Origin of the sequence: Streptomyces sp. NPDC005017, assembly GCF_042873115.1 — a bacterium.
Classification (GTDB): Bacteria; Actinomycetota; Actinomycetes; order Streptomycetales; family Streptomycetaceae; genus Streptomyces.
In genome coordinates, this window is sequence record NZ_JBIALD010000001.1 from 72,487 (window position 1) to 84,985 (window position 12,499).

Below are 12,499 nucleotides of genomic sequence, written 5' to 3' on the forward strand. Positions count from 1 at the left end.
CGGTGGCGCGATCACAAGGCGCCGGAGCGCCCTGACAGCGGAGCTGTTCGGCCGTTTCGGCAACGCAGCTGGGGTCCCTCTCTTGGGAGGGCGGGCCAGGCGTCGCGGGGCAGGCGCGACTTTCGAAGGACGCCCTAGGGCTCGAGGCCGTGGCTGCGCAGCCAGGACAGCGGGTCGATCGACGAACCGCCGCCGGGACGCACCTCGAAGTGCAGATGCGGGCCGGTGGAGTTGCCCGAGTTGCCGGAGTAGGCGATCGTGTCGCCGGCCTTCACGGTCGCGCCGAAGGGCACCTGGTAGCTGGAGAGGTGGCAGTACCACGTCTCCGTGCCGTCCATCGCCGTCACGATCACCATGTTGCCGTAGGCGCTGTTCCACTGCGTGCGCACGGTGCCGTCGGTCGCGGCCATCACGGGAGTGCCGTACGAGACGGGGAAGTCGATGCCGGTGTGCATGGACATCCAGTTGACACCGGACTGGCCGTAGTAGGCGCTCAGTCCGTGCTGGGCGACCGGCAGCGCGAACTTGGGGCGCAGCCGCTCCTTGCGGGCCGCCTCCTCCGCCGCCAGCTTCCGCTCGAGCTCCTGCTGCGCCTTGAGGTCGATGCGCTCCTGGGTGCGGCTCGCGCGGTCGGCGAAGTCGTCGGCCTCGGCGCTCAGGCTCGCCAGCTGGGTGTCCAGCTTGTTGTTGGCGGCGGACGGCTTGACGGGCACGGCGTCCGCGGCGGTCGTCGTGGCGTCCTTGCTGTCGCCGCCGGTCAGGTTGCCCACGGAGGCCGCGGCGATCCCGGCGACGCCCATCACGCAGGCGGAGGGCACGGCGATCGTCAGCAGCGCGGAACGCTTGGCGGGGGTACGGCGGCGGGAGCGGGCCGCTCCGCGCGAGGCGGCGCGGGGCGCGGGCAGGGGCGTGGCCTCCTCCTGGTCGTCCAGGAGGTCCACCGCGGGCAGTTCCCCGGTGTCGCCCGGGTCGCCGTGCTCGTACCCGGCCTCGTCGTCGTACGCGGTCTGCTCGTCGTGCGCCTCGTACCCGGCGTGTTCGTCGTACGCCGCGTGCGTGTCGTGGGCCGTGTGCTCCTCGTACGCGGTCTGCTCGTCGTGGGCGACCTGGTCGAAGGTGGCGGTGGCCTGCTGGTCGAAGGGCAGCTCGTACTCGGCGGCGGCCGTGCCGTCGGAGTTCCACTGCGTGGCGTCGTAGGCGCCGGTGTCGGAGCCGTGCGTGCCCCAGTACCACTGCTGGGTCTGGTCGGCTGCCGGGGCGGCGGACTGGTCGGGCTGGAGCCAGGCGCTCGCGTCCCACTGGCCGCTGGCGTCCGCGGCGGTGGCCTGCGGCGGCACGAGCGGCAGTTGCTGGTCGCCGGTGGCCCAGGCCGTGGCGTCGTAGGAGCCCGTGCCGTAGGTGACGTGCTGCTGGGCCGCGTACGTGTCGTAGTGCGCGGTCTGGTGGCTGCCGGAGTTCCACTGCGTGGCGTCGTAGGCGCCGGTGTCATGGCCCGCGGGCATGGCACCGAAGAGGGGGTCCGCGGTGTAGGTCCCGGTGGCGTGGCCACCGGCCGCAAAACCGGTCGCGTCGTAGGCGCCGTATGTGGTGAAGTCGCCGTACGGGGCTTCCTGGGTGCCGTACGACGCGTAGTGCGCCGAGTCGGCGTCGGAAGCCGAAGCCGGGGTGGTCATGGTCCCCGACGGGTGACGGTCGTTCACCAACTTCTCTTTCGCCTCGACAACAGGGGCTGCCAGAGCAGTGCGGTGACTGTACCCGGCGGTATGCGGGCACGACAATCTTCCTCAGGTTTCGCGCGCGCAGGAAACGGGCATTCGGCCGCCTTTCGGCGGACTGTGGGCACGACTTTGGCCTTGTGTTCGATAACCGTTCGACTTCTGGGCCCCCTCGAGTACCTCTCGGACGGCCCTCCGGGAGGCTTCGAGCGGCTTCCGGGGGGCGGGTGTCCGTTCGGCCGATGCGTCAAGTTGCCCGAGTGAACCAGTGGTTGCCGATCGGTGTACTGGCCGCCGTCAGGCCACGGTCAGTCCGCCGGCCCCGGCGCCGGCCGGCGCGGCCGGGGAGTCCGCCGTGTCCGCGCTCTCCAGGGCTCGCCGTATCCCGTCGGCCACGACCGGGTGCACCGGCAGCGCGAGGTGGCCGATCCCGGTCACCTGGACGTTGTGCGCCAGCAGGTCGGGGTGGTCGATCCGGGCGGCCTCCAGCGGGTCCATCACATGGTCGAGGTCGCTCCAGAAGCTGACGAACCGCGTACGGCAGCCCGGGGCCGGCCGGGACAGCTCCTCTATGACGCGCGAACCCGGGCGCATCTGGCGCACGATCGGATGCGCGTCCGCCAGCGGCGCCACCCGGGTGCCGGAGTGCGGGGTGCCCAGCGTGACCAGGATGCGCACCCGCAGATCGCCGCCGAGCCGCTGCGCGTAGTAACGGGCGATCAGTCCGCCGAGGCTGTGTCCGACGATGTCGACCCGGCCGCTGCCGGTGCGCTCGCAGATCTCCTCGATGTGCCGGCCGAGCAGCTCCGCGGCCGCGCGGATGTCGCAGGTGAGCGGAGAGTAGTTGAGCGACTCGACCCGTGGGCGGCCGTGCTGGGCCAGGGAGCGGCGCAGCAGCAGGAACACCGAGCGGTTGTCCATGAAGCCGTGCAGCAGCACGACCGGTGTCCGCTCCCGCGTGGGGAGCCGGGGCGGGTCCTCGGTGCCCGCGCGGGACGGGGCCGAGGTGGGCTCGGGGCGGCGCTCCGAGGTGATTCCGGAGGGGTAGAGGAGCAGATGGCCGCCGAGGATGGCTATCTCCAGGGCGGTCGCCTTCAGCAGGGCCACGGACAGGCCGGTGAGTCTGCCGGGCAGAAGGAGCCTGTACAGCGACTGAAGGCGCAAGGGGTCCAGGACCTTCATGACCGACCTCCCCTCGGCACACGGAAGAACGGCTCTGTCCCCCGTAAGCCTGCGTGGAGAGCCATGGCGAGTGTGGTGGGCCGGGCCCGGACGGAGTGCGTGCCCGGTGCGCGGGAGGTGGCGCGGGCGGCGCCGGTGGTCTGGTGAGGTTCTCCGCCGGTGCGGCGGCCTCGTCGCGGCTCTCCTGGCGCGTGTTCCGGCCGGGTGTGCGGTCCTTCGGCCGCTGGATGCCGCGGCGCGTGGGCCGCGGTGGCTCGGAAGTGTGCGCGGCGAATATGTCCCACGTGTGATTTCCCCCTCGGTTCCTCCGCGAAACAGCCGGTTACGGGATGTCGGCGATAACGTGCGTTCACTTCTCCGGCCGGTGAGGTTCGGGCGTCCGTGCCGCGGCGGCGCCGCCCCCGGTCGGCGACGGGACCGGCGAGGCGTCCGCGCACCCGCGTGTGATCTGCATCACATGCGTGAGGTGTCGGATGTGTGCGGTACTTGTCGATACGGATGGATGCATTCGCTTCATGGAGGCAGTGATGGGTGTGGCAGCCGGTCCGATCCGCGTGGTGGTGGCCAAGCCGGGGCTCGACGGCCACGACCGTGGCGCCAAGGTGATCGCGCGGGCGCTGCGCGACGCCGGTATGGAGGTCATCTACACCGGCCTCCACCAGACCCCCGAGCAGATCGTCGACACGGCGATCCAGGAGGACGCCGACGCGATCGGGCTGTCCATCCTCTCGGGCGCCCACAACACGCTCTTCTCCGCCGTGATCAGACTCCTGCGCGAGCGTGAGGCCGAGGACATCCTGGTGTTCGGCGGCGGCATCATCCCGGAGGCGGACATCGCGCCGCTGAAGGAGCAGGGCGTCGCCGAGATCTTCACTCCGGGCGCCACGACCGCGTCCGTCGTGGACTGGGTCCGCGCGAACGTCCGCCAGCCGGCCGGGGCGTAGGGCTCCGGTCCGTGCGGTGAGGTGAGCCGCTCCGGTCTGTAGGGCGAGGTGAGCTGCTCCGGTCGGTGCGGTGAGGTGAGCTCCTCCGGTCTGTAGGGCGAGGTGAGCCGCCGGGGCGGACCGCGGTCCCGCATGGTGGCCGTACTGCCGGGTGCAGTCGGACGGCCCGGTCGCGGGGCCGTGCGCTGTCAGGCTCCGGGTTCCGGGCCGGGCCGCGGCGTCAGCTCCCGCGTCATCGCCGCGCGCAGCCGCAGGGTGGAGACCAGACGCTGGAAGGCCTCGGACCAGTAGCCGCCCGCGCCGGGCGAGGCGTCCTCCGGTTCCTCCGGTGTCGCCAGCAGGGCATCGAAACGGCTCGCCTCCGCCGGGTCCAGACAGCGCTCGGCCAGGCCCATGACGCCGCTGAAACTCCAGGGGTAGCTCCCCGCGTCCCGCGCGATGTCGAGCGCGTCCACCACCGCCCGCCCCAGCGCCGGCGCCCACGGCACCGCGCACACGCCGAGCAGCTGGAACGCCTCCGACAGCCCGTGTGTCGCGATGAACCCGGCCACCCAGTCGGCCCGTTCGCCGGCGTCCAGGGTGCTCAGCAGTCTCGCCCGTTCGGCCAGCGACACCGCTCCGGGGCCGCCCGCCTCCGGTGCGCCCGGCGCGCCGAGCAGCGCCCGCGACCAGGCCGCGTCCCGCTGCCGTACCGCCGCCCGGCACCAGGCAGCGTGCAGCTCCCCCTGCCAGCCGTCCGCGACCGGCAGCGCCACGATCTCGCGCGGAGCGCGCCCGCCGAGCCGCCCCGGCCAGGTGCCCAGCGGCGCGGCCTCCACCAACTGGCCCAACCACCATGAGCGTTCACCCCGTCCCGCCGGAGGCCTGGCCACGACACCGTCCCGCTCCATGCTCGGATCGCACTCGTGAGGCGCTTCAACGCTGATCGTGGCGGGCTGGAGCGTATGGTCCAGCGCCACACACGCGGCGGCTCTCACCGCCATCCGCGCGGCGAGCGCCGACAGGGGCAGCGCCGACAGCAACTCCGCCGCCGTCGACCGCACATTGCGGCTCCGGTCGTCCAGCGCCCGCTCCAGGAACGGCTCGTCCCGCGCGTCCAGTCCGACCCGCAGTGAGTCCAGGAACATCAGCCGGTCCTCGGCCCGCTCCGTCGCCCAGGTCGAGGCGAGCAGCTCGCGCGCGGCGGCCGGTTCCCGCGACCTGATCGCCGCCAGCAGCGCGACCCGCTCGGCGAACAGCCCCTCCTGCCACAGCCTCCGCAGACGGTCCGGGTCCTCGGTACGGGGCGTCGTGGTGCCGCCTCCGGGCGTGGCCCGCAGGGCGAACCGCCAGTCGGGATTGAGCCGCGCCAGCCACAGGGCACGCCCGCCCGCGAGGACCAGCGCCGCGGGCCGCAGGTCCGTACGGCCCCGCGCCGCGTCCAGCAGGGCGGGCAGCAGCTCCGGGGGCGCCGCGTAGCCGTGGGCGTTCGCCAGGGCGAGCCACTGGGGGAGCAGCTCCGTGAGGTCGGGCGCCGCGCCCCGCCGTCCGCCGCCCGCCGTGCCGGCCCGGTCCGCCAGCAGCGTCGCCAGCCGCCGGGCCGCGGCGGCGGGCAGCGCCGGGCGCGGGTCCGCCGGGGCCGGTTCCGGCCGCCGGGCCGCCCGCGCGGGCCGCAGCCCCGCCCGTCGCCGTACGGTCTCGCGGGCGGCCGTGTCCAGGAGGACGGCCGGGGCGGAGGTGCCGGGACGGCCGTCGCCGCCGGGGTCGACTGTCGGCGCGTGGCCGTCTTCGCCTGGGCCGGTTGTGGGTGTACGGCGGTGGTCGCCGGGTCGGGCGGGCGGCGTACGGCGGTGGTCGCCGGGTTCGGCGGGCGGCCTACGGCGGTCCGTGCCGAGCAGGGCCGTGGTGACGAGTTCCTCCCAGACGCCCGGCTCGGGTGGGTCCGCGGGAGCGGGAGGCCTGGTCATGGGCTGCTTCCTTCCGTGGGGCCTGTGGGCTTGTGGGGCGTGGGAGTGGGCTCGGGCGGGCGCGAGCCGGGGCCGGGGACGGCTGGGGCGTGTGCCCGGGGCGGGTGAGAGGTGGGTGGGGGGCGAGGCGTTTCGAAGGACGCGGGACTCGGCGTCCTTCGCAGGGCCTCCGAGCCCTGGGTGGGGTCGAGGCGTTCCGGCGGACGCGGGACTCGGCGTCCCGGCGAAGCCTCCGCTCCCCGGCCGCTGCCCCCGATCAACACAGCGGCACGGCATCACCCGGCCCCTCCGGCCAGGCGGTCAGCGGGGTGAAGCCGCGGTGGCCGCATTCGCCGAAGACCTTGACCGGGGCGCCGCCGGACAGGGAGACCAGGCGCCACAGGCCGGGCCGGGCGCGCGCGGCGGGGGTGAGGGGGAGGGCGGTGTCGTCGGTGGTGTCGGCGAGCTGCCAGGAGTCGCCGTCCGGGGTGGGGACGACCCGGTCGAGCGTGACCGGGACCGACTCCAGCCAGGGGTCGTCGCGCAGCGCCTCGCCGTACCGGGCGAGGGCACGGCCGGCCGTGACGCCCGGGGGGCGGGCGGCCGTGGGGCCGGGCGGGGCGAACCGCTCGCCCAGGACGCCGCGCGGCCCCCCTGTATAAGAGGACACCTCCGCGTCCAGGGCGAGGCCCACGGGCAGCGCCACATCGGGCGCCCGGCCGGCCGCGCCGTAGGACAGCAGCAGGGTCGTACGGTCCGAGCCGGTGCCGTACAGCCAGATCCGGCGGGTCGTCAGTCTGGGGTCCGTCGTGTCGTACTGGGCGAGGACGAGCCAGCGGTCCCGGACCGGCGGGCCGTCGGCGGGAGCGGTCAGGCCGACGCGGGAGCGGACCGTGGCCGCCAGGCCCTCGGGCAGCCGCTCGCGGTGCAGCCAGCCCTGGTCGAGGAGATGCAACAGGGCGCACTCCTCCAGCAGCCGCACGGGCCAGCCGGGCCCCGAGGCCGCGATCGCCCCCAACTCCCGCACCCGCGAAGCCAGCCCGGGAGCCTGCGCGTCGACCATGCGGGCCGCGGTCTCCTCCCACAGCCCGTAGCCCGCCTGCTCGACCGTGGCCAGCCCGCCGCGCAGCAGGTCGGCGAGGCGCTGTTCGAGCTCGGTGGCGCCCGCGGTGATGCGCTCGGCGCGGCGGGCCGCCGCCTCCGGACCGGAGGACGCGGACCCCGGACCCCCCTGCGCGGGCACGGCCTTCCGTCCGCCCTGCTCCCTTCTCCCCTCCATCCACTCCTCGGCCCAGTCCGGCACCTGCCCCGCCGGCATCGAGTCACCGCCGTCCGCCCACAGCAACAGCAGCCCGAGCGCGTGCTTGCACGGGAACTTCCGGCTCGGGCAACTGCACAGATACGCGGGGCCGGAAGGCCCCGCGACATCGACGGCCGTGCGGTACGGCAGGCTGCCGCCCCCCTTGCACAGACCCCACACCGCCCCCTCGTCGGAACGGCCCGTCCCGGACCACGGCCCGGCCGCGCCGAGCCTGCTTCCCGCCTCGCGCGACACGGAGTCAGGCGCCAGTGCCAGCACCTGGTCCGCCGTCCAGCGCACCCCCTGCTGTGTCATGCCATCGAAGGTAGATCCCCCCACTGACAATCGGCCCTGCGCGGGCGTTTGCGCAGGTCGGAACGCATTGTCAGTGGCGTGGTGCACGGTGGACACCAGATCCGAACCGGCCGAGCCGTAGGGGGCACTCAGCCATGTCCGTGTCTGTCGAAACGATGCCTGACGATCCGTCGACCACCGATCCGAACCAGCCCCGGACCGAGGCGCTGCGGCCACACGCCGAGCACGCCTTCGCCGGGGAACTCACCGCGCTGGCCGCGTACGACGACCGGCCGCGACCGGCCCGCTGGAAGCTGTCGCCATGGGCCGTGTCCCGGTATCTGCTGGGCGGCACCCTGCCCGACGGAACCGTGATCACCCCGAAGTACGTCGGCCCGCGACGTCTCGTCGAGGTCGCCGTCACCACCCTGGCCACCGACCGCGCCCTGCTGCTCCTCGGCGTCCCCGGCACCGCGAAGACCTGGGTCTCCGAGCACCTGGCCGCAGCCGTCAGCGGCGACTCCACCCTGCTGGTGCAGGGCACCGCCGGCACCCCGGAGGAAGCCGTCCGCTACGGCTGGAACTACGCGCGGCTCCTCGCCGACGGCCCCAGCCGCGACGCCCTCGTGCCCAGCCCCGTCATGCGGGCGATGGCCACGGGGACGACCGTGCGGGTCGAGGAACTGACCCGCATCCCCGCCGACGTCCAGGACACCCTCATCACGATCCTCTCGGAGAAGACACTGCCGATACCGGAACTGGGGCAGGAGGTGCAGGCGGTCCGCGGGTTCAACCTCATCGCCACCGCCAACGACCGCGACCGCGGGGTCAACGAGCTGTCCAGCGCGCTGCGCCGCCGCTTCAACACGGTGGTGCTGCCGCTGCCGGAGAGCGTGGAGGCGGAGGTCGACATCGTCTCCCGGCGCGTCGGCCAGATAGGCCGCTCACTCGATCTGCCCGCGGTGCCCGACGGGATCGACGAGATCCGCCGGGTGGTGACCGTCTTCCGTGAACTGCGCGACGGCGTCACCTCCGACGGCCGTACGAAGGTGAAGTCGCCCAGCGGCACGCTGTCCACGGCCGAGGCCATCTCGGTCGTCACCGGCGGGCTGGCGCTGGCCGCGCACTTCGGCGACGGCGTGCTGCGGGCGGACGACATCGCCGCCGGCATCCTCGGCGCCGTCGTCCGCGACCCGGCCGCCGACCGGGTCGTCTGGCGGGAGTACCTGGAGACGGTCGTCCGGGAACGGGACGGCTGGACCGATTTCTACCGCGCGTGCCGGGAGGTGAGCGTGTGAGCGGCGACGACAACACGTCCATCTGGGGACGCTCGAAGAGGCGCACGGCGGCGGTCACGCACGGCCGCCGCGAGGACGACACGGCCTGGCCGCGGCGAAGGCGGCCGGCACCCGGGGCGAACGGGGCGAGTGGTGAGGGGCGGTGAGCAAGGCATGAGCGTGCGGGCCCGGACCGGGCCCGCACTGCTCGGCGTACGGCATCACGGGCCGGGCTCGGCCCGTGCCGTGCGGGCGGCGCTCGACGCGACGCGGCCGCGGGCCGTGCTGATCGAGGGGCCGCCCGAGGCCGACGCGCTCGTGGCACTGGCCGCCGACCCCGGCATGCGGCCGCCCGTCGCGCTGCTCGCGCACGCCGTGGACGAGCCCGGCCGCTCGGCCTTCTGGCCGATGGCCGGGTTCTCCCCCGAGTGGACGGCCCTGCGCTGGGCGCTGGAGCACGGGGTGCCGGCCCGGTTCATCGATCTGCCCGCCGCCCACACCCTCGCCCGGGGGAGCCAGGAGGACGACCCGGCGACCGCACCCGGACGGCCCGGCCCCGGGGCCGACACCCCCGACCTCCGTCTCGACCCCCTCGCCGTGCTCGCCGGCGTCGCCGGATACGACGACCCCGAGCGCTGGTGGGAGGACGTCGTCGAGCACCGGGCCACCGGGGAGGACGGCCCGCTCGCGCCGTTCGAGGCCGTCGAGGAGGCCATGGTCGCCGTACGGGAGACGTACGGCGACGGGGGCGACGACCGGGATCCCGTGCGCGAGGCGTACATGCGGCTCCAGCTGCGTGCCGCGCGGCGGGAGTGCGGCGACGAGGTGGCCGTGGTGTGTGGGGCGTGGCACGTGCCCGCGCTGCGGGAACGCACCACCGTCGCCGCCGACCGGGCGCTGCTCAAGGGGCTGCCCAAGGTGAAGGCCGAGCTGACCTGGGTGCCGTGGACGTACCGCAGGCTGGCTCGGGCCGGCGGGTACGGGGCCGGGATCGAGTCGCCGGGCTGGTACGGGCATCTGTTCGCCGCGCCGGACCGGCCCGTCGAGCGGTGGATGGCCAAGGTGGCGGGGCTGCTGCGTGCCGAGGACCGGACCGTCTCCCCGGCGCATGTCATCGAGGCGGTGCGGCTGGCGGAGACGCTGGCCGCGCTGCGCGGCCGCCCGCTGCCGGGCCTCGCCGAGACCACCGACGCGGTGCGGGCGGTGATGTGCGAGGGCTCGGACGTACCGCTGGCGCTGGTGCACGACCGGCTGGTGGTGGGGGACGTGCTGGGCCAGGTCCCCGCCTCGGCGCCCGCGGTGCCGTTGCAGCGGGACCTCGACAGGCACCAGCGCCGGCTGCGCCTCAGACCGGAGGCTGGGCGGCGCGAGCTGGAGCTCGACGTCCGCAAGGAGACGGACGCGGAGCGCAGCAGACTGCTGCACCGGCTGCGGCTGCTGGGCGTTCCCTGGGGCCGGCCGGCGGTCTCGCGCGGCAGCACCGGCACGTTCCGGGAGACCTGGCGGCTGTGCTGGGAGCCGGAGCTGGCGCTGCGGGTCGCCGAGGCGGGGGTGTGGGGGACGACCGTGCGGGCCGCGGCGACCGCGAAGGCCGAGGCCGACGCCGTCACCGCGCGGACCCTCGCGGAGGTGACCGCGCTGGCCGAGCGGTGCCTGCCGGCCGGGCTGCCGGACGCGCTCCCCGCCGTGATGCGCGTCCTCGCCGACCGGGCCGCGCTCGACACCGACGTCGGCCATCTCGCGCAGGCCCTGCCCGCCCTGGTCCGCTCGCTGCGCTACGGCGACGTGCGCGGCACGGACACCGGCGCGCTCGCGGAGGTCGCCGTGGGCCTCGCCGAGCGCATCTTCGTCGGACTCCCCGCGGCCTGCACGGCACTGGACGCGGACGCGGCCGACGAGATGCGCCGCCAGGTGGACGCCGTGCACGGGGCTGTGGCGCTGCTGGCGGACGAGGAGCTGCCGGGACCGGCGAACCGGGCCGCGCTGCCCGCCCGTTGGCAGACCGTGCTCGGCGTCCTGTCCGGCCGGGACGGCGTGCCCGGGGCGATCCGGGGCCGGGCCGTGCGGCTGCTGCTGGACGGCGGAGCCCTGCCGCGGGACGAGGCCGCGCGGCTGATGGGCCTGGCGCTGTCCCCCGGGGCGCCACCGGGCGAGGCGGCCGCGTGGATCGAGGGCTTCGTCGGCGGCGGCTCGGGCGGCGGACTGCTGCTGGTGCACGACGAGGCGCTGCTCGACCTCGTCGACGGCTGGCTGACCGGGGTGCCCGCCGAGGCCTTCACCGACGTCCTGCCGCTGCTGCGCCGCACCTTCTCGGCGTACGACCCGTCGGTGCGCCGCACGCTCGGCGAGCTGGTCCGGCGCGGGCCCGGCGGCCGGGCCGGGGCCGCCGGCACCGGCACACCGGGTTTCGCGGCCGGAGCGGACACCGCGCGGGCCGACGCCGTGCTGCCGGTGGTGCGGCTGCTGCTGGGCCTGGACGACAACGAACCGCTGGAGGTGGGGACATGACGGCACAACCGGCCGACGCGGCCGCGCGGGAGCGGCTGCGGCGATGGCGGCTCGTGCTGGGCGGCGGCACGGCGGACGGCACCGGGCACCCGCTCGCCGGGCGGGACGCGGCGATGGACGGCACGCTCTCCGCGCTCTACGGGAAGGGGGACGGCCCGCGCGAGGGGCGCGAGCGCGGGGCCGGACTCGGGGCGTCCGCGCCCTCGGTGGCGCGCTGGCTCGGGGACGTCCGCACCTACTTCCCCTCCTCCGTCGTCCAGGTCATGCAGCGCGACGCCATCGAGCGGCTGGGGCTGTCCGCGCTGCTCCTGGAGCCGGAGATGCTGGAGGCGGTGGAGCCCGACGTGCACCTGGTGGGCACCCTGCTCTCCCTCGGCAAGGCGATGCCGGAGACGACGAGGGAGACGGCACGGGCCGTCGTGCGCAAGGTCGTCGCGGACCTGGAGAAGCGGCTGGCCACCCGTACCCGGGCCGTGCTCGGCGGTGCCCTCGACCGCGGCGCCCGCGTCCAGCGGCCCCGTCACCACGACATCGACTGGAACCGCACGATCGCCGCCAACCTCCGCCACTACCTGCCCGACCGGCGCACGGTCGTGCCCGAGCGGCTCGTCGGCCACGGGCGGTCGTCGCGGTCGGTGCGCAAGGAGGTCGTGCTCTGCGTCGACCAGTCCGGTTCGATGGCGGCCTCGGTGGTGTACGCCTCGGTGTTCGGGGCGGTGCTGGCGTCCATGAGGGCGGTGAGCACCCGGCTGGTGGTCTTCGACACGGCGGTCGCCGACCTCACCGACCGGCTCGACGACCCGGTCGACGTACTGTTCGGCACCCGGCTCGGCGGCGGCACCGACATCAACCGGGCGCTCGCGTACTGCCAGTCGCGGATCACCCGGCCCTCGGAGACGGTCGTGGTGCTGATCAGCGATCTGTACGAGGGCGGTATCCGGGACGAGATGCTGCGGCGGGTGGCGGAGATGAAGGCCTCCGGGGTGCAGTTCGTGGCGCTGCTGGCGCTGTCGGACGAGGGGGCTCCGGCGTACGACCACGAGCACGCGGCCGCGCTGGCGGCGCTGGGGACTCCCGCCTTCGCCTGCACGCCCGACCTGTTCCCCGAGGTGATGGCGGCGGCCGTCGAGAAGCGCCCGCTTCCCATACCGGACACCTCATGACGGAGGCGGGAAAAGGGATATGAGTGCCCATCGGTAACAGGGGACTTGCGCCGCCTCGGGAGTCCCGTGCAAGGATCGTGGCCGCCTGTGCCGGTGCGCCGCGCCGCACACGCATCGGGCACACACCGCTCACGCACCGCGTCGCATCGCGGTGCACCCGCAGGGCGACGCACCAGTGCCGCGTCGCCCGC

Annotated in this window: 8 protein-coding genes; 4 read left to right on the forward strand and 4 right to left on the reverse strand. The window is 74.8% G+C overall.

Features of this window, described 5'->3' with window-relative positions; translation table 11 throughout:
* Positions 1 to 134: 134 nt before the first annotated feature.
* On the reverse strand, positions 135 to 1,700 hold the full coding sequence (locus ACFYR0_RS00260; protein WP_389319839.1) for a M23 family metallopeptidase: 1,566 nt from the start codon (positions 1,698 to 1,700) through the stop codon (positions 135 to 137).
* A gap of 312 nt (positions 1,701 to 2,012) precedes the next feature.
* Positions 2,013 to 2,897 carry an esterase/lipase family protein gene (locus tag ACFYR0_RS00265; protein ID WP_389319842.1) on the reverse strand — a complete coding sequence of 295 codons (885 nt, stop codon included), beginning with the start codon at positions 2,895 to 2,897 and terminating at the stop codon, positions 2,013 to 2,015.
* A gap of 527 nt (positions 2,898 to 3,424) precedes the next feature.
* On the opposite strand from ACFYR0_RS00265, the gene ACFYR0_RS00270 reads away from it, so the two are divergent.
* Entirely contained in the window at positions 3,425 to 3,841 is a 417-nt protein-coding gene (locus ACFYR0_RS00270; protein WP_386377400.1) for a cobalamin B12-binding domain-containing protein, read from the forward strand.
* A gap of 188 nt (positions 3,842 to 4,029) precedes the next feature.
* Here the strand turns inward: ACFYR0_RS00270 and ACFYR0_RS00275 are convergent, their stop codons facing one another.
* Both ACFYR0_RS00275 and ACFYR0_RS00280 read right to left on the reverse strand, forming a co-directional pair.
* Positions 4,030 to 5,787: a DUF5691 domain-containing protein gene (locus tag ACFYR0_RS00275; protein WP_389319845.1), complete on the reverse strand. Its 1,758-nt coding sequence runs from the start codon at positions 5,785 to 5,787 to the stop codon at positions 4,030 to 4,032.
* Positions 5,788 to 6,043: 256 nt separating this feature from the next.
* Positions 6,044 to 7,381, reverse strand: a complete 1,338-nt coding sequence (locus ACFYR0_RS00280; protein ID WP_389319848.1) for an SWIM zinc finger family protein — start codon at positions 7,379 to 7,381, stop codon at positions 6,044 to 6,046.
* A 134-nt stretch (positions 7,382 to 7,515) separates the two neighbouring features.
* On the opposite strand from ACFYR0_RS00280, the gene ACFYR0_RS00285 reads away from it, so the two are divergent.
* From ACFYR0_RS00285 to ACFYR0_RS00295, 3 genes are all read left to right on the forward strand, one after another.
* Positions 7,516 to 8,658, forward strand: a complete 1,143-nt coding sequence (locus tag ACFYR0_RS00285) for an AAA family ATPase (protein ID WP_389319851.1) — start codon at positions 7,516 to 7,518, stop codon at positions 8,656 to 8,658.
* Between the two features lie 153 nt (positions 8,659 to 8,811).
* A complete protein-coding gene (locus ACFYR0_RS00290; protein ID WP_389319854.1) occupies positions 8,812 to 11,145 on the forward strand; it encodes a DUF5682 family protein in 2,334 nt (777 codons plus the stop codon).
* Positions 11,142 to 12,308, forward strand: coding sequence for a VWA domain-containing protein (locus ACFYR0_RS00295; protein ID WP_389319857.1), 1,167 nt, complete (start codon positions 11,142 to 11,144; stop codon positions 12,306 to 12,308). Before ACFYR0_RS00290 ends, ACFYR0_RS00295 begins: the two co-directional genes overlap by 4 nt.
* Positions 12,309 to 12,499 lie beyond the last annotated feature (191 nt).